Below are 17244 nucleotides of genomic sequence, written 5' to 3'. Positions count from 1 at the left end.
ACCCAGGCGGCTGTGTCTAATGGTTCGCTCCGGGTCGGCCGCTGCTGGTGCCGGCTTCCCTCGTGCGCTGCTCGCCGCTCGTTCCTCGCGGCTGCGCTGCTGCTCGGTCCAGCCGGCACCGCGGCCGAGCCTGCGCTCACGGTGTCGGATGGTTCGCTTCGGGTCGGCCGCTGGTGGTGTCGGCTTCCTTCGTGCGCTGCTCGCCGCTCGTTCCTCGCGGCTGCGCTGCTCCTCAGCCCAGCCGACACCGCGGCCGAGCCTGCGCTCACGGTAGTCATGAGATCTCCAGCGCGACCGCGGGCGAGTACAGCACGACTCCGGCGCCGGCCACCTTGATCAGCGCCCACCACCGGCCCGGCGGGGTCCATGGCGGCGGGGCGATGTCGAAGCCCAGCTCGGCCTCGCCCAGTGCCGGGACCTCGGCGCCGACTGCCCGCGGTCCGGCCAGCTCCCAGGTTCCCCACGGACAGACCAGCGCGGCCTCGACGGCGACCGGCGCGTGCGCCCCGGACCGCACCCGCACCGAGATCCGGCCGCGCTCCCCGGGACCGAGCCGCACCGGCGCCGGGTCGGTGGCCAGCGCCAGCAGCGGTGCGGTGCCGCCCGGCACGGTCAGCACCGCGACGTCCTCCACCGGCTGCAACCAGCTCGGCGGCAGGCCGGCTCCGGTCAGCTCCAGCCGGGCCCGCACCGGGTGGGCGCCGGGCGCGGCGTCCGGTGGCGCGGTCACGACCAGGTCGGTGACCAGGTGGCCGCCGGCGGCCAGGCCGAACGGAATCTCGGCCGGCTCGGCCCGCCAGCCGTCCGGCACGGCCAGCCGGACGAACCCGTGCAGCTCCCCGTCGGTCCGGTCCGAGGCGACGGTCAGCCGCAGCCGGTCCGCGCCGGCCGGCTCGAGGTGCACCGCGGCCGGCAGCCCGCCGAGCGGGGCCGGGCCGCGGTTGTGCAGCCAGTACTTGGCGAACAGCGGCTGCGCCGGCTCCGCCTCCGGACCCAGCACCGGTCCCTCGGTCAGGGTCCGGGCGAACCCCTCGGGCCGGACCACGATCGTGACCGCGTCGCAGCCGGCCACCGGGACGGCCGGCTCGGCCAGCGCCTCGCCCGGCCGCTCGAGCAGGTCGGCGCGGCGGGCATCGGTCAGCTCGAACAGCGGCGAGCCGACCCGGGCGAGCACCGGCTCCCCGGTGTGCGCGACCAGCCGCAGTGCCACGCCGTTGCGCGGATCGGCCGGTGCCGCGCTGCCCTGGGTCAGCGGGTTGCCGGCGGCCTTGAGCGCGCCCAGCCGCACCCGGCCGGCCGGCTCGACCTCGAGCAGCGACCCGGAGCCGGCCAGTGGCCCGCCGCCGGACTCGGCCGGCAGCACGGCCAGCAGCGGATGGCCGTACTCCGCGCTGGCCGCCGCGATGCCGGCCGCCCGCCAGTCCCCGTCGCCGCTCACCACCGCGTAGCCGAACTCGTGGGTCCAGTGCTGGAGCTGGAAGTTCGAGCCGTCCGGCGCGGTGCGCCGGGGCGGATCGATCCACACCCCCGACGGCCAACCGGTGCACGAGCGCATCAGCGAGGCATGCAGCGTGCCGGACGAGTCCACCGCGAACCCCGGCATGCCCCGGTTGAGCAGCGCGACGGTCCGGCCCGCGTAGCCGTCCTGGCCCGGATCACCGCCGCCGACCTCGATCACGTGGTCGGCCAGATCCGCAACGACCGGCCCGACCGCCGCGGCCGGGACCACCAGCACCCCGAGCGCCCTGGCGTCGCGCAGGTCCGCGCTCGGCCGCCACACCTCGGCCAGCGGCTTGTCCGGCGGCACCCAGCGCAGCGCGCCGGGCTGCTCGTCGAGACCGGCCCGGTCCAGCAGTTCGGCGATGAACGGGTTGTCGTCCCGGCCGCCGATCGCGATCCGCACGTCCGGCAGGTTCGAGTCCACCCCAAGGTCGCCGTACCGGGAGCCGTCGGCCGTGCTCACCGTCGCGGTCACCCCGGACCGGGCCAGCGCCACCGCGAGCTCGCGGGCCAGCGGCGCGGCCGAGGCGGTGCTCGGCACGATGATCTCGGCCACCCCGACCGGCCGCAGCGCCCCGCCGGCCAGCCGCAGCGCCGCGGGCGCGGAGAGCCCGAACCAGGTGTGCGCCGGGTTGTCCAGCGTCCACGGGTGCTCCGCGGAGTCCACGTCGATCAGGCCGAACCCGCGGCCCACCACGGCGTTGCCCACCTCGCTGACCGGCAGCGCGCCGGGCACCTCGCACGGCCAGCGCACCCGGAGCAGCTGGTCGGACCCGGTGAACTCGTCCACCGTGGTCACACAGTCCACCCGGGACACGCCGTGCCACAACGTGATCGTCTGGGTGTAGCGCACCGGTCCGACCGTCCCGCGCACCACCAGCCGCTCACCGGCCGGACTGGCCAGCTTGTCCACCGTGGCCCTGGCCCGGCCGGAGGTGCTGACCGGCCCCTTGGGCAGCAGGTGCCACGGTCCCTCGCCGAACCTCGGATGCTGCGGGTACTCCTCGTACACCGCCAGCTCGTTGCCCAGCCGGCCGTCGGTGATCAGCTCCCGCCCGGTGGCCCGCTCGACCAGGCTGGTCACCCCGCCGCCGCGGCTCGGTTCCAGGGCCACCAGGTAGGTGTCGTTGGCCGCGGTCACCCCGCTGGCGTGGGTCCAGCCCTGGTCGTCCCGGTCCGCCGGCAGCACCCGGAAGGTGCGCCAGCCCATCGGCGGTACGTCGTAGGCCAGGAAGGTCACCGTGTGGCCACCGTGCTCGACCAGCGCGGGCAGCTCGGTGCCGGCCTCGTCGAGCACGCTGACACCGGTGCCGGGCGAGTCCGCCAGCCGCACGGTCACCACGTCGGTGCGCTCGTGGGTCAGCGGGTTCCACACCACCACCGGGGTGCCCTCGCCGGCGCACTCCACCAGGCCGGACAGCACGGTCAAGGCCGCCGCGCGCACCCCGGTGGCCAGGTCGTGCGCGTCCCGCCAGCCGGTGAGCAGGTCGAGGTAGACCTGGTCGGACTCGGAGCCGGTGATCCCGTCGTGGTGCGCTCCGTAGGCGAGCTGCACCCAGGCCTTGGCCAGGGCCGCGTCCGGATACCTGGCGCCGGCAAGCAGGTTCGCGAACACCGCGAACGGCTCGGCCTCGAGCAGCGCGAACTCGGCCGCCCGCTGCGCCTGCTTGGTGTCGATGAACGAGACGTCCTTGCCGGTGTAGATCGGGTTCATGTCCCGGGTCTGCGGGGTCGGCGCCTCGCCGCGGGCGTCCAGCTCGGCCCGCACGGCGGCGAAGAAGTCCCGGGGCAGCGCGCAGACGAACCGGGGCCAGGTGTAGCGGGCGTTCCAGTCCCGATGGATCTGGGTGATCCACTTGTTCGGCGGGGTGTAGTCGCCGCCGACCGGCAGCAGCACGTTGCGGGTGCTCGCCACCGGCTTGAGCCCGGTGAAAACCTGGAAGGCGGCCGCCTCGGCGGCGTGCAGGGTCGGCGCCGAGTCGAGCACCCAGCCGGCGCCGTAGTGGTCGGTCATGTACGCGGTGAGCAGCCCGCGGCCGGACGGGGAGATCCACTCGAACTCGCTGGCGAACTGCATCCGCCGCGGGTCGCCCTTGCCGGCCTCGGTGCGCTCCATCGGACCCCACTGGTGGAACGGCCCGCGCGCCCAGGAGCTGGAGGTCAGCCCGGCATCGGCGGCGAACCCGGGGAACGCCGGGTCGTGCCCGAACACGTCGAGCTGCCAGGAGGTGCGCGGGTCGGCGCCCAGCACGTCGCGCTGGAAACCCATGCCGTGCACGAAGTTCCGGATCGTGGTCTCCGGGTTGGTGAGGTTCGTGTTCGGCTCGTTGTAGGCCCCGCCCATGATCTCCACCCGGCCCTCGGCGAGCAGCCGGCGCAGCACCGCGCGGTCCTCCGGGTGCGCGTCCCAGTACGGCTTGAGGTAGTCCACCTCGGCCAGCACGAACCGGTACTCCGGCTCGGCGAGCGCGATGTCGAGGTGGGCCCGCACCAGGTCGAAGCCGGCGAGCTGGCGCGCGCCACGCGGCGAGCCGGGAAAGTCCAGCCGGTCCCAGGCGACCGTGTAGGCGGCCTGGGTGTTCCACCAGACCGGGTCGTAATGGAAGTGACTGACCATGTGCATGGTCCAGCCGGGCTCGGCGACCACCAGGTCGAAGTCGATCTCCCGGCGCTCGCCGCCGGTCTCGACGACCGCACGGGCGCTGCGCGTGGCACCCGGCGGGGCGCCGCGGGTGTCCACCGGGATCTCGATGCTGACCGGGCCGTCGGCCTCGACGGTGGACTCGACGGCGGCCGGAGTGGACAGCTCCGGTCCCTCGACGAACGCCCGGAAGCCGCCCGCGCGGGCGGTGGTGGTCACCCGGACGACTTGCAGCGGGGCGGATTCGTCGCCGGTGAACAGTTCGGTGGACTCGGCGGTGACGGCGTCGGGCATGGACCGACCTTGGTCGGTGAATCACCCCCGCACAAGCCCCCGGACATGGAGAAACCCCGTACTGCTGCCAGGTCGGGGGTCCGCCAGCACTACGGGGTCAACCGGAACATCGCGACCACCTGCCGCCGTGTTACACAGCGGCAGATTGTGCGCTAGCTCACACTCGATAGGGGGTCAGCGAAGGCGGTCGGCCTGGCTCTGCGCGATCACGATCAGTTCGTTGCGCATGGCCGGCGTGGCCGCCCGGCTGATTGCCCGGTTGACGGCGCGCCGGTTACGGGCGGCGCGCAGCTTCGCGGCAATGTTCATCGTTCCTTCACCTCTCTCCGGATCCATTATGCTCCGCCATCCAGTATCAACGCCGACGATCCTCCGGTGAATTCCCGCACAGTCCGGACAATCATCGGCGCTAGGTGTGTCTAGAGCTTTCTACGACTTGCGCTAGACAGCCGCAGAGAGCGCTACTCGTCCATGCCGAGCAGGTACCGGCCGAAGTGCGGCACGGTGAAGGCGATCCGGCCGCGTTCGGCCGAGTAGATGAGCCCCTTCTTGATCAGACTGTCCCGGGCCGGGGACAGCGAGGACGGCTTGCGGCCCAGGTAGACCGCGATGTCCGAGGTGCCCGCGCTGTCCCCCTTGCCCTCGGTCATCTCCGCCATCGCCCGCAGGTACTCCCGCTCGGACGGCGTGGCCCGCTCGTAGCGCGAGCCGAAGAACCCGACCGCCAGCTCGCTCTCCGCCTCCGGAGCGGCGACCGCCACGTCCTCCTCGGTGATCGGGTCCGCGGGCGCGGCATCCCAGGCCGCCTTCCCGTACGCCTGGATGAAGTACGGATAGCCGCCGGACGCCTCGAACAGCGCGGCCAGCGCGCCCGGGGTGATCCCGGCGTTCTCCCTGGCCACCGGTGCGAGCACGGCCAGGTCCGCGTCCGCCCGGTCCAGCCGGTCGATCCGCACGTACCGGAACAGCCGCTCCGAGTAGGACTTGCTGGCCGAGAGCACCGCCGGCAGGTGCGGCAGCCCGGCGCCCACCACCACCAGCGGTGCACCCGACTGGGACAGTTCATGGCAGGCCGCGCACAGCGCCGAGACGTCCTCCGGCCCCACGTCCTGCAACTCGTCGATGAGCACCGCCACCCCGGTACCCACGTCCTGCGCCAACTCCGCGACGTCGGTGAGCAGCTCGACCAGGTCGATCTCGATGTCCCCGGAGTCCGCCCGCCCCTGCGAGGCCGGCACGTCGATCCCCGGCTGCCACCGCTCCCGCAACTTCGCGCCCGCCGGAGTCGCCCGCAGCGCGAACGCCTTCAGCACCCCGAGCACCGCCTCCACCCGCTCCGGCGCCCGATGCTGCACCGCCAGGTCCCGGATCGCCCGGTGCAACGCCGCGCTCAGCGGCCGCCGCAGATCCGCCTCCGGCCGCGCCTCGATCTTCCCGGCCCCCCACCCGCGCCGCACCGCCATCGACCGCAGCTCCCCGAGCAGCACGGTCTTGCCAACCCCACGTAACCCGGTCAGCACCAGGCTGCGCTCCGGCCGCCCCCGCGCCACCCGCTCCAGCACCACGTCGAACGCATCCAGCTCCCGGTCCCGCCCCGCCAACTCGGGCGGCCGTTGCCCAGCACCGGGAGCGAACGGATTACGCACCGGATCCACGATCGCACCGTATCCAGCTCTCTAGCGCGAACCCGATATTGGCGCAGATACCGCTACGGCGTGTCGCGCGCCGGGCCAATCCCCGGTTACTTCTCCAGGATCGCGGTGACGCCCTGGCCGCCTGCGGCGCAGATGGAGATCAGGCCGCGGCCGGAGCCCTTGCGGTCGATGAGCTTGGCGAGGGTGGCGACGATGCGGGCGCCGGTGGCGGCGAAGGGGTGGCCGGTGGCGAGGGAGGAGCCGTTGACGTTGAGCTTGGCGCGGTCGATGGGGCCGAGCGGCTCATCGATGCCGAGCCGTTGCTTGGCGAAGTTGATGTCCTCCCAGGCGGCCAGGGTGGCCAGCACCTGGGCGGCGAACGCCTCGTGGATCTCGTAGAAGTCGAAGTCCTGCAGGGCGAGGCCGGCGCGGGCGAGCATTCGCGGGACGGCGTAGGCGGGGGCCATGAGCAGGCCCTCGGCGCCGTGGACGTAGTCGACGGCGGCGGTTTCGGTGAAAGTCAGGTAGGCCAGGACCGGGAGGCGGTGCGCCCGGGCCCAGGCCTCGCTGGACAGCAGGACGGCGGAGGCGCCGTCGGACAGCGGGGTGGAGTTGCCGGCGGTCATCGTCGCGGCTGGGCCGCCGAAGACCGGGCGGAGCGTGGCCAGCTTGTCGGCGGTGCAGTCCGGGCGGAGGTTCTGGTCGCGGGTCAGGCCCTGGTAGGGGGTGACCAGGTCGTCGAAGAACCCGGAGTCGTAGGCGGCGGCGAGCTTCTGGTGGCTGGCGGCGGCCAGCTCGTCCTGCTCGGCGCGGCCGATTCCCCATTCCCTTGCGGTGATCGCGGCGTGCTCGCCCATGGACAGGCCGGTGCGCGGCTCGGCGTTGCGCGGGATGTCCGGCACGATCTGACCGGGCCGCAGCCGGGTGAGCAGGCGCAGTCGGGCGCCGAGTGATCGGGCGCTGTTCAGGCCGAGCAGGATCCGGCGCAGGTTCTCGTTCACCCCGAGCGGCGCGTCGCTGGTGGTGTCCACGCCGCCGGCCACCGCCGAGTCGAGCTGCCCGAGGGCGATCTTGTTCGCCGACTGGATGATCGCCTGCAGCCCGGTGCCGCAGGCCTGCTGGACGTCGTAGGCCGGGGTCTGCGCGGACAGCCGGCTGCCCAGCACGCACTCGCGGGCCAGGTTGAAATCCCGGCTGTGCTTGAGCACCGCCCCGGCGGCCACCTCACCGAGCCGCTCGTCCTGCAGCCCGAACCGGCTGACCAGTCCGTTCAGCGCCGCGGTGAACATGTCCTGGTTGGACGCGGCGGCGTAGGGACCGTTGGACCGGGCGAACGGGATCCGGTTGCCCCCGAGGATCGCCACCTTCCGTACCCGGGTCGGCGCCATCGTCGTTTACCTCCTGAGGTCGCTGGCGCTCTTACTTTACTCGTGAGTAGTATTACTCGCGAGTAGGGAGGATCACATGACGGACCGGTACCAGCAGTTCGCCGGAACCGGCCTCGGCCGGGCGGTCGTGCGCCGGTTGGGCCTGCCCGACCCCGTACCGCTGCGCCGGTACCGCCCGGGCGAGCCGCCGCTGCCCGGGCCCGCGCGGTTCGGCGGCGCACCGGGCGGGTCGCTGACCGACCCGGTCGGCGCCGCGCTCAAGTCGGCCGGGATCGACCTGCTGACCGAGCACGACCAGCGACCCGCCGCGCTGGTGTTCGACGCCACCGGCATCACCGACCCGACCCGGCTGCGCGAGCTGCACGCCTTCTTCAAGCCGGAGCTGCGCCGGCTCGGTCCGTGCGGCCGGGTCGTCGTGCTCGGCACCCCGCCGGACGCCGCCACCAGCGTCGCCGAGGCCATCGCCCAGCGTGCCCTCGAGGGCTTCACCCGCTCGCTCGGCAAGGAACTGCGCCGCGGCGCCACCGTGCAGTTGGTGCACGTCGTCCCGGGCGCCGAGCAGGCGATCGAGTCCACCCTGCGGTTCCTGCTGTCCGCCAAGTCGGCCTACGTCAGCGGCCAGGTGATCCGGATCGGCACGCACGGCGGCACCGGCGGCGCCGAACCGGAGGACTGGGACCACCCGCTGGGTGGCAAGGTCGCGCTGGTCACCGGCGCTTCCCGGGGCATCGGTGCGGCCATCGCCGAGGTGCTGGCCCGAGACGGCGCCCGGGTGGTCGCGCTGGACGTTCCGGCCCAGGGCGCGGAGCTCGCCGAGGTGGCCAACCGGATCCGCGGCGCCGCCGTGCAACTGGACATCACCGCCGCCGACGCACCGGCCCGGCTGACCGATTACCTGCGCACCCGGCACGGCGGCGTGGACATCGTCGTGCACAACGCCGGAATCACCCGGGACCGCAAGCTCGCCAACATGCCGGAAGAGACCTGGGACGCCGTGCTCGCGGTGAACCTGACCTGCCAGCCGGTGATCAACGACGCGTTGCTCGACGCCGGCCTGCTCCGGCCCGGCGGCCGGATCGTCGGGGTGTCCTCGATCGCCGGCATCGCCGGCAACGCCGGGCAGACCAACTACGCCACCACCAAGGCCGGGGTGATCGGCATGGTGGCCGGCTACGCCCCGGTGTTGGCGCAACGGGACGCCACGATCAACGCGGTCGCCCCCGGGTTCATCGAGACGAACATGACCGCCGCGGTGCCGCTGCCGATCCGCGCGGCCGGCCGCCGGATGAACAGCCTGTCCCAGGGCGGGTTGCCGGTGGACGTGGCCGAGACGGTCGCCTGGTTCGCCAACCCGGCCTCCGGCGCGGTCAACGGCAACGTGGTCCGGGTCTGCGGCCAGAGCCTGCTGGGCGCGTGAGCGAGCTTGCGAGCGAACCAATGGACCCGCTGATCACCACTCTCAGGTCCGCGCCGAACCTGGCCGCGCTGTACGGCAGGGCGGTGCTGACCGGTCTGACCCGGCGCGGCGGCGGCGAGCTGCCGGACACCGGCTACCGGCTGGCCGGGGTGACGGTGGACCGCGCCCACCTGGCCGACTACGACCGGGTGTGCGGGTTGCGGCACTGCGACGAGCTGCCGCCGACCTACCCGCAGATCCTGAGCTTTCCCTTGCAGGTCAAGCTGATGACCGACCCCGGGTTCCCGTTCCCGTTGGTCGGCTCGGTGCACCTGGCGAACCGGATCACCTGGACCCGCCCGCTGCACGCCGGCGAGCGGCTGGACATCCGGGTGCGGGTGGCCGACCTGCGGCCACACCCGAAGGGCCGGCAGTTCGACATGATCACCGAGGTGTGCACCGGCGACGAGCCGGTCTGCACCGCGGTGAGCACCTACCTGCGCCGGGGCGCCGGCAGCGGCGATGGCGGCGACGCCCGGCCGGAGCCCGGCCCGGCGCCGGAGCCGACCGCGGTCTGGCGGGTGCCCGCCGACACCGGCCGCCGCTACGCCGAGGTCTCCGGCGATCGCAACCCGATCCACCTGCACCCGCTGACCGCCCGGCCGTTCGGGTTCCGCCGGGCCATCGCGCACGGCATGTGGACCAAGGCGCGCTGCCTGGCCGCGTTCGAGGGCCGGCTGCCCGATGCGGGCACGATCGAGGTCCGGTTCAAGCTGCCCGTGCTGCTGCCGGCCACGGTCGGCTTCACCGCCCGGCCCACCGGCAGCGGCCACGCCTTCCAGGTGTTCGACGCCCGGACCGGCAGACCCCACCTGGCCGGGGAGCTCAGCCGGCTTCCCTGAGCATCCGGGCCGCCCGCTCCGGCCGCACGTCGTTGAGGAACGCGTCCATCCCCGACTCCGAGCCGGCCAGGTACTTCAGCTTGTCCGCCGCCCGGCGACTGGAGAACAGCTGCAGGTGCAGGTGGCCCAGCTCGCGGTCGACCCGCACCGGCGCCTGGTGCCAGGCCGCCACGTACGGCAGCGGCCGGTCGAACAGGCTGCGGAACCGGCCCTGCACGTCCAGGTAGACGGCGACGAACGCGGCCCGTTCGGTCTCGGTCAGCGCGGCGATGTCGGGCACCTTCCGGTGCGGGAACAGGTGCACCTCGAACGGCCAGCGCGCGGCCACCGGCACGAACGCGGTCCACAGCTCGTTGGCCGCCACCACCCGCTCGCCGGACTCCCGCTCGGCGGCCAGCACGTCGGCGAACAGGTCCCGGCCGGCCCGCTCGGCGTACCGGCGCGCGGCGTCGAGCATCTTCCGGGTGCGCGGCGGGACGAACGGGTAGCCGAAGATCTGACCGTGCGGGTGGTGCAGCGTCACCCCGATCTCCTCGCCGAAGTTCTCGAAGCAGAACACCTGCGCCACGTGCGGCAGCGCGGACAGCTCGGCGGTGCGGTCGGCCCACGCGGCCACCACCGTCGCGGCCTGCTCCGGCGGCAGCTCGGCGAACGAGGCGCCATGGTCCGCGGTGAAGCACACCACCTCGGCCCGCCCGCGCTGCCCGGCGAACGCCGGGAACCGGTTCTCGAACACCGCCACCTCGTAGTCCGCGGCGGGGATCTCGGTGGCCCGGCCCGGCCGGGACGGGCACAGCGGGCAGTCCTCGGTGGCCGGCAGCAGGGTCCGGCCCTGCCGGTGGTCGGCGACGGTCACCCACTCGTCGAGCAGCGCGTCGTAGCGCAGCTCGCCACCGGCGGACCGCTCGGGCAGGTCGCGGGTGTCCGGCGCCGAGCGGTCGGCGGTCTCGTCCCGGTCGAAGTAGATCAGCTCCCGGCCGTCGGCCAGCCGCACCGGGGTGCGCTTCACGAGGACGGCGTCCAGACCTTGCCGGCCACCAGGTCACCGAAGCCCATCCAGGCCAGGTTCATCAGCCAGGAGGCGAGCAGCTGGTCGGAGATGTCGGGGTGGTCCAGCCACCAGTCGGCCAGCGACTCGGCGGAACCGACCAGTGCTGCGGCCATCGCCTCGGTCGCTCGCCGCGCCTGCTCGGTCAGCCCGCGGCGCTTCGCCGAGCGGACCAGCAGCCCGTCGACAAGGGCGATGGCCCGGTCGCGCATGGCCCCCACCTCGTCGCTGAACGGACCGCCGTGCGAGGCGGCCTGCCGGTGCAGTACCCGCCAGCTCTCCCGGTGCTCCCCGACGAACCGGAAGAACGCGGCCAGGCCGTGCCAGAGCTGCATGTCCGGCGCATGCTCGCCCTGCACGCCCGCGGTGACCGCCTCGAACAGCAGCTGGGCCTCACGCCGGATGCACGCGCCGAACAGGTCCTCCTTGGAGCCCAGGTAGGCGTAGATCATCGGCTTGCTGACCCCGGCCACCTCGGAGACCTCGTCCATCGACGCGTCGTGGTAGCCGTGCCGGGAGAACACCAGGACGGCGGCGTCCAGGATCTGCCGTTCCCGAACCGCGCGGGGCAGCCGCCTGGACCGCCTCCGCTCGTCCACCTCCACACCCACCTCCACGGCCCGAACTGGCGATCACCCGGGGTGATCGTACCTACCGGCGAGTCGCCATCCCGGGCCGTGGACGGGTCAATAGGTGATGGCCACCGCGGGGTCGGCGAGCAGCGCGCCGACGTCGGCGAGGAACCGCGAGCCCTGCTCGCCGTCCACCACCCGGTGGTCGAAGCTCACCGCGAGCTGGCACACCTTGCGCGGCACGACCTGCCCGTCCACCACCCACGGCATGTCCCGGATCGCGCCGAGCGCCAGGATCGCCGACTCACCCGGGTTGATGATGGGGGTGCCGGTGTCCACGCCGAACACGCCGACGTTGGTGATCGTGATCGTGCCGCCGAGCATGTCGGCGGGCGCCGTCTTGCCGTCCCGTGCGGTCGCGGTCAGCGCCTCGATCGCCTCGGCCAGCTCGCGCAGCGACATCCGGTCGGCGTCGCGCACCTTGGGCACGATCAGCCCGCGCGGGGTGGCCGCGGCGATGCCAAGGTGCACGTACTCCTTGTGGACGATCTCGCCCGCGGCGGCGTCCCAGACCGCGTTGATGTCCGGCGTGCGCCGCGCGGCCAGGCACACCGCCTTGGCCGCGAAGGTCAGCGGGGTGATCTTCACCCCGCGGAACCCCGGGTGCTCCTTGAGCTTGGCCCGCAGCTCCATCATCGGCGTGACGTCCACGGTCAGGAACTCGGTGACGTGCGGTGCGCTGAACGCGCTGTCCACCATCGCCTGCGCGGTGGCCCGGCGTACGCCCTTGATCGGCACCCGGCGTTCCCGGGTGGCCGGGTGGTAGCCGGGTTCGGCCGCCGCCGGCACCGGGGTCGCCCCCGCGGCCCGCTCGACGTCCTCCCGGGTGATCACTCCGCTGGACCCGGAGCCGGCCAGCGAGCGCAGGTCGACGCCGAGGTCCCTGGCCAGCTTGCGCACCGGCGGCTTGGCCAGCGGGACGTACCCGCCCGGGGTGTCCAGCAGTGCCGCCGGGGAGTCCGGCACCGCCGGCAACGCCTCCTCGACCGGCGGTGCCGGCGGCGGAGCCTGGGTGCGGGCGAACGCGCTCTGCAGGGCCGGAGCCGTGCTGGTTCCGACGCTGTCCTTGCGCGGACGGCGCTTGGCCGCACCGGTCTTGGGCCCGTAGCCGACCAGCGTCGCGGTGCGCCCGTTCTCGCTCTGCGCCTCGGCCGCGGGTGCGGCCGCCGCGCCCTGCGGGTCCACGTCGATGGTCAGGATCGGCGCGCCCACCTCGACCGTCTCGCCCGGCGCCGCGTGCAGCTCGGTGACCACCCCGGCCCACGGGCAGGGCAGCTCGACGGCCGCCTTCGCGGTCTCGATCTCGACGATGATCTGGTTGACCGTGACCGCATCGCCCGGCTTGACGTGCCAGGTGAGGATCTCCGCGTCGACCAGGCCCTCCGCGGTGTCCGGCAGGGGAAACACTTTGTAGTCAGGCATTGTGGCTGTTTCCCTTACCAGGCAAGCGAACGATCGACGGCGTGCAACACCCGGTCGAGGTCCGGCAGGAACTCCTCCTCCAGCTTCGACGGCGGGTACGGGGTGTCGTACCCGGTCACCCGCAGCACCGGCGCCTCCAGCGAGTAGAAGCATTCCTCCTGCACCCTGGCCGCGACCTCGCTGGACAGCGAGGTCTCCCGGGGCGCCTCACTGACCACGATCAGCCGCCCGGTCCGGCGCACCGACTCGAACACCGGCGCCAGGTCCATCGGCGAGAGCACCCGCAGGTCGATCACCTCGAGCGAGCGGCCCTCCTCGGCGGCGGCGCCGGCCGCGTCCAGACAGGTCTTCACCATCGGGCCGTAGGTCACCAGCGTGGCCGCGTCGCCCTTGCGCAGCACCCGGGAGGAGAACAGCGGGTACGGGGTGGCGTCCGGGTCGAGCTGGCCCTTCTCGTAGTAGCGCCGCTTCGGCTCGAAGAACAGCACCGGGTCGTCGCACTGGATCGCCTGCTGGATCATCCAGTACGCGTCCACCGCGTTGGAGCAGGCCACCACGCGCAGCCCGGCGGTGTGCGCGAAGTACGCCTCCGGGGACTCGGAGTGGTGTTCCACCGCGCCGATCCCGCCACCGAACGGAATCCGGATCACCATCGGCAGCTTGACCTTGCCCTGGCTGCGGTAGTGCAGCTTGGCCACCTGCGAGACGATCTGGTCGAAGCCGGGGAAGACGAACCCGTCGAACTGGATCTCGCACACCGGGCGGAAGCCGCGGATGGCCAGACCCACCGCGGTGCCGATGATCCCGGACTCGGCCAGCGGGGTGTCCAGCACCCGGTGCTCGCCGAAGTCCTTCTGCAGCCCGTCGGTGATCCGGAAGACGCCGCCGAGCTTGCCGACGTCCTCACCCATCACGATCACCCGCGGGTCGGCCTCCATCGCCGCCCGCAGCCCCATGTTCAGGCTCTTGCCCAGCGTGGTGGTCTGGGCCGCCGACGTGCTGCCGGACGTCTTGTTCAGGACCGGAGTAGCCATCAGTGCGCACCTCCCGAGAAGCCGGCCAGGTACTCGAGCAACTCATCGCGCTGGGCGTCCAGCTGCGGGCTCGGTTCGGCGTAGATCTTGCTGAACATCCGCTCCGGCGGGGGATCGGGCATGTTGACGCAGAACTCGCGCAGCTCCGCGGCGAGCCGGTCGGAGTCGGCCTGGATCGAGTCGAAGAAGTCCTGATCGGCGTGCTCGTGCCGGATCAGGTTGACCCGGACCCGCTCGATCGGGTCCTTGAGCTTCCATGCCTCCAGCTCGTCGGAGAGCCGGTAGCGGGTCGGGTCGTCGGTGGTGGTGTGCGCGTCCATCCGGTAGGTGTAGGCCTCGATCAGCACCGGGCCGTTGCCGTGCCGGCACTCGTCCAGCGCCCACCGGGACACCGCCAGCGTGGCCAGCACGTCGTTGCCGTCCACCCGCACGCCCGGGAAGCCGTAGCCGCGGGCCCGCTGGTAGAGCGGGAGCCGGGTCTGCCGCTCGGTCGGCTCGGAGATCGCCCACTGGTTGTTCTGGCAGAAGAACACCAGCGGCGCGTCGTACACCGAGGCCCAGACGAAGCCCTCGTGCACGTCGCCCTGGCTGGTCGCGCCGTCGCCGAAGAAGACCATCGTGGCCTCGTTCGCGTCAGGGTCGCCCCCTGTGTTGCCTACTCGGCCCTCGAACCGCTGCCCCATCGCGTATCCGGCCGCGTTGAGCACCTGGTTGCCGATCACGATCGTGTAGAGGTGGAACCGGGTGGCCAGCGGGTCCCAGCTGCCGTTGTCGGTGCCGCGGAAGATGCCGAGCAGGTCCTCCGGTCGCACCCCGCGGGTCCAGGCCACGCCGTGCTCGCGGTAGCTGGGGAAGGCCATGTCCTGCGGCTTGAGCGCCCGCCCGGCGCCGATCTGGGCGGCCTCCTGACCGAGTAGCGGCACCCAGATGCCGAGCTGGCCCTGGCGCTGCAGTGCGTTGCACTCCCGGTCGGCCCGGCGGACCAGCACCATGTCGCGGTAGAGCCCGCGCAGGTCCTCGGCCGTGACGTCGGCGACGTACCGGTCGAACTCGGCGTTCTCGACCCGCTCGCCCTCCGGCGTGAGCAGCTGTACCAGCTCCGCGCCGCCTTCACTCGTCGCACGCAAACCCGCTATCACCTGCTCTGCCGTGGGGGTGGCGGCGGTGGCGGCGGGGGCATCCCCGGGTTCCGGGTGCGTCCACTGTTCTGGGGACGACATGCGCCTTCTCCTCGTGTCGGTGCCGCTTGGTCACTTGTGGCGACTGTCCACGGCCGCGCCGCCGGCTACTCCCTCCGCCACGGGTGGTAGGCGGTCGGTCACGCGTCGGCGCTGACGGTTCTCTCAACGTCCATCCTGGCATGAGCCCAGCGGTTCTGGTGAGTCCGCCTGGTGGGATCGATTACCGGCCAAGCGGCGCTGAACTGGGAAAACGTTAGGACAACCAACGGTCGGGGCTCCGAGAGTGGCAGGATCGCGGCCGTGGACACCACGACGATGCGCCAGGACATCCGCCGGATCTGGGACACGGATGTCCTGCCAAGCCTGACCGAGTTCGTCGCGATCCCGGCGCTGTCGCCGACCTTCGATGTGGAATGGGCCACATCGGGGCACCTGGACGCGGCCGCCGAGCACCTGCGGGCCTGGCTGGAGCGGCGGGCGATCCCCGGCGCCACGGTCGAGGTGGTCCGGCTGCCCGGGCTGAGCCCGGTGGTGCTGATGGACGTCCCGGCCACGCCCGGCGGGCCGTCCGGCGACACCGTGCTGCTCTACGGCCACCTGGACAAGCAGCCGCCGTTCGGCGAGTGGTCGGCCGGGCTCGGCCCGTGGACGCCGGTGCGGCGCGGCAACCGGCTCTACGGCCGGGGCGCGGTGGACGACGGCTACTCCGGCTACGCGGCCACCGCGGCGATCGAGGCGGTGCGCGCGGCCGGCGGCCGGCACGCCCGGTGCGTCGTGGTGCTGGAGACCTCCGAGGAGTCCGGCAGCCCGCACCTGCCGCCGTATCTCGAGCACCTGCGCGACCGGTTCGGCGAGGTGTCCCTGGTGGTCTGCCTGGACTCCGGCGGCTACGACTACGACCGGCTGTGGCTGACCACGTCGCTGCGCGGCCTCACCGGCGCCGAGGTGACCGTGCGGGTGCTGCCGAGCGGCCTGCACTCCGGCATGGCCAGCGGCGTCGTGCCCAGCTCGTTCCGGATCTTCCGCACCCTGCTCGACCGGCTCGAGGACGCCCGCACCGGCCGGGTCCTGCTGCCCGAGATGCACTCCGACATCCCGGCCGACCGGGTCGCCGAGGCCCGCTCGGCCGTGGAGATCGCCCCCGGCGTCGTCCGGCACGCCGTCGAGCTCCCCGACGGCATGCGCCTGGTCGACGACGACGAGGTCGAGCTGATCCTCAACAACACCTGGCGCCCGACCCTGTCGGTGATCGGCGCGTCGGGTTTTCCCGAGCCCGCCGACGCCGGCAACGTGCTGCGCCCGCACAGCACGCTGATGCTCAGCTTCCGGCTGCCGCCGACCGCCGACTCGGACGCCGCCCTTGACGCCCTGCGCAAGGCCGTCACCACCGACGTGCCCTACGGCGCCCAGGTCGAGCTCGGCCACACCGAGGCCGCGGACGGCTGGAACGCCCCACCCCTTGCCCCCTGGCTGCGCTCCAGTTTGGACGATCTGAGCGCCTCGGTGTTCGGAAACCCTTGGCGCACCTTGGGGATCGGCGGCTCCATCCCGTTCATGGCACTGCTGGCGCAGACCTACCCCGAGGCCCAGTTCGTGGTGACCGGTGCCGCCGGCGGGGACAGCAACCCGCACGTCGCCGACGAGTGGCTCAACCTCGACCAGGCCACCCGGATCAGCGAGTCCGTCGCGCACATCCTCGACGCCCACGCCAACCGCGGGTAGCGGTCAGTCCTGGCACAGGCAGAACGGGTGGCCGGCCGGGTCGAGGTAGACCCGGAAGGTGCCCTCCGTGCTGGGTTGGACCTCGGTCTTGGTCGCGCCCAGCTCGAGCACCCGCCGCTCGGCCTCGTCCAGGTCGGCCACGTGCACGTCGATGTGCATCTGCTGGGGCCGTTCCGGGTCCGGCCACGCGGGCGGCCGGTGGTCGGGCGCGTACTGGAAGGAGATCCGGACCCCGCCGCCGTCCGAGAGGGTCGTCCAGCCGCCCTCCTCCGGCGGGTCGGCATAGACGATCTCCCAGCCGATCAGGTCCCGGTAGAACTCGGCGAGCCGGCGGGTGTCGGGTGCGTCCAGCACGATCGCGTGCATGCGGGCGATGCCTGTCATGATCCCCATTCTTCCCACGTGCGCAGTGCGACAAACCGTGCGGTAGGGGCTCGGCCGGGCTTGGGT

General features: G+C 72.8%; 13 protein-coding genes. 3 read left to right on the top strand and 10 right to left on the bottom strand.

The genetic code is table 11. From position 1 onward, the window contains the following. Positions 1-274: 274 nt before the first annotated feature. The 4 genes from VFV67_RS20590 to VFV67_RS20575 form a co-directional block, all read right to left on the bottom strand. On the bottom strand, positions 275-4435 hold the full coding sequence (locus VFV67_RS20590) for an NEW3 domain-containing protein (protein WP_326472212.1): 4161 nt from the start codon (positions 4433-4435) through the stop codon (positions 275-277). A 174-nt stretch (positions 4436-4609) separates the two neighbouring features. After that, positions 4610-4744: a hypothetical protein gene (locus VFV67_RS20585; RefSeq protein WP_326472211.1), complete on the bottom strand. Its 135-nt coding sequence runs from the start codon at positions 4742-4744 to the stop codon at positions 4610-4612. A 152-nt stretch (positions 4745-4896) separates the two neighbouring features. Beyond that, the gene (locus VFV67_RS20580; RefSeq protein WP_326472210.1) at positions 4897-6090 is read right to left on the bottom strand and encodes an AAA family ATPase; all 1194 of its coding nucleotides are present in this window, start codon (positions 6088-6090) and stop codon (positions 4897-4899) included. An 86-nt stretch (positions 6091-6176) separates the two neighbouring features. Continuing rightward, positions 6177-7457 carry an acetyl-CoA C-acetyltransferase gene (locus VFV67_RS20575; protein ID WP_326472209.1) on the bottom strand — a complete coding sequence of 427 codons (1281 nt, stop codon included), beginning with the start codon at positions 7455-7457 and terminating at the stop codon, positions 6177-6179. A 76-nt stretch (positions 7458-7533) separates the two neighbouring features. Here VFV67_RS20575 and VFV67_RS20570 point away from each other — a divergent pair, with 76 nt between their 5' ends. Continuing rightward, positions 7534-8874, top strand: a complete 1341-nt coding sequence (locus tag VFV67_RS20570) for a 3-oxoacyl-ACP reductase (protein ID WP_326472208.1) — start codon at positions 7534-7536, stop codon at positions 8872-8874. Positions 8875-8894: 20 nt separating this feature from the next. Beyond that, positions 8895-9755, top strand: coding sequence for a MaoC/PaaZ C-terminal domain-containing protein (locus VFV67_RS20565; protein ID WP_326472449.1), 861 nt, complete (start codon positions 8895-8897; stop codon positions 9753-9755). On the opposite strand, the gene galT is transcribed toward VFV67_RS20565, so the two are convergent. The 5 genes from galT to pdhA form a co-directional block, all read right to left on the bottom strand. Continuing rightward, a complete protein-coding gene (gene galT, locus VFV67_RS20560) occupies positions 9739-10764 on the bottom strand; it encodes a galactose-1-phosphate uridylyltransferase (protein ID WP_326472207.1) in 1026 nt (341 codons plus the stop codon). The two genes, VFV67_RS20565 and galT, sit on opposite strands and share 17 nt — an antisense overlap. Continuing rightward, positions 10761-11408 (bottom strand): TetR/AcrR family transcriptional regulator, encoded by a 648-nt coding sequence (locus VFV67_RS20555; protein WP_414636316.1) that lies wholly within the window; start codon positions 11406-11408, stop codon positions 10761-10763. The genes galT and VFV67_RS20555 overlap by 4 nt, the downstream gene beginning before the upstream one ends. 81 nt (positions 11409-11489) lie before the next feature. Then, complete coding sequence (locus VFV67_RS20550; protein ID WP_326472205.1) at positions 11490-12857, bottom strand: dihydrolipoamide acetyltransferase family protein; 1368 nt, start codon at positions 12855-12857, stop codon at positions 11490-11492. 14 nt (positions 12858-12871) lie between these two features. Further along, positions 12872-13891, bottom strand: a complete 1020-nt coding sequence (locus VFV67_RS20545) for an alpha-ketoacid dehydrogenase subunit beta (protein ID WP_326472204.1) — start codon at positions 13889-13891, stop codon at positions 12872-12874. After that, positions 13891-15111, bottom strand: coding sequence for a pyruvate dehydrogenase (acetyl-transferring) E1 component subunit alpha (gene pdhA / locus VFV67_RS20540; protein WP_326472203.1), 1221 nt, complete (start codon positions 15109-15111; stop codon positions 13891-13893). Before pdhA ends, VFV67_RS20545 begins: the two co-directional genes overlap by 1 nt. A gap of 276 nt (positions 15112-15387) precedes the next feature. Here pdhA and VFV67_RS20535 point away from each other — a divergent pair, with 276 nt between their 5' ends. Next, positions 15388-16794 carry a M20/M25/M40 family metallo-hydrolase gene (locus tag VFV67_RS20535; RefSeq protein WP_414636315.1) on the top strand — a complete coding sequence of 469 codons (1407 nt, stop codon included), beginning with the start codon at positions 15388-15390 and terminating at the stop codon, positions 16792-16794. A gap of 3 nt (positions 16795-16797) precedes the next feature. Here the strand turns inward: VFV67_RS20535 and VFV67_RS20530 are convergent, their stop codons facing one another. Further along, positions 16798-17178, bottom strand: coding sequence for a VOC family protein (locus VFV67_RS20530; RefSeq protein ID WP_326472202.1), 381 nt, complete (start codon positions 17176-17178; stop codon positions 16798-16800). Positions 17179-17244: the final 66 nt, after the last annotated feature.

Origin of the sequence: Actinophytocola sp., assembly GCF_035762905.1 — a bacterium.
Classification (GTDB): domain Bacteria; phylum Actinomycetota; class Actinomycetes; order Mycobacteriales; family Pseudonocardiaceae; genus DASYTH01.
The sequence above is the reverse complement of the archived record's forward strand: the minus strand, read 5'-3'. Positions and strand labels throughout refer to the sequence as shown.

Coding starts and splice junctions, on each gene's coding strand:
- VFV67_RS20590 (WP_326472212.1), bottom strand. CDS start 4,435: ATGCCCGACGCCGTCACCGCCGAGTCCACCGAACTGTTCACCGGCGAC.
- VFV67_RS20585 (WP_326472211.1), bottom strand. CDS start 4,744: ATGAACATTGCCGCGAAGCTGCGCGCCGCCCGTAACCGGCGCGCCGTC.
- VFV67_RS20575 (WP_326472209.1), bottom strand. CDS start 7,457: ATGGCGCCGACCCGGGTACGGAAGGTGGCGATCCTCGGGGGCAACCGG.
- VFV67_RS20570 (WP_326472208.1), top strand. CDS start 7,534: ATGACGGACCGGTACCAGCAGTTCGCCGGAACCGGCCTCGGCCGGGCG.
- VFV67_RS20565 (WP_326472449.1), top strand. CDS start 8,895: ATGGACCCGCTGATCACCACTCTCAGGTCCGCGCCGAACCTGGCCGCG.
- VFV67_RS20550 (WP_326472205.1), bottom strand. CDS start 12,857: ATGCCTGACTACAAAGTGTTTCCCCTGCCGGACACCGCGGAGGGCCTG.
- VFV67_RS20545 (WP_326472204.1), bottom strand. CDS start 13,891: ATGGCTACTCCGGTCCTGAACAAGACGTCCGGCAGCACGTCGGCGGCC.
- pdhA (WP_326472203.1), bottom strand. CDS start 15,111: ATGTCGTCCCCAGAACAGTGGACGCACCCGGAACCCGGGGATGCCCCC.
- VFV67_RS20535 (WP_414636315.1), top strand. CDS start 15,388: ATGCGCCAGGACATCCGCCGGATCTGGGACACGGATGTCCTGCCAAGC.
- VFV67_RS20530 (WP_326472202.1), bottom strand. CDS start 17,178: ATGACAGGCATCGCCCGCATGCACGCGATCGTGCTGGACGCACCCGAC.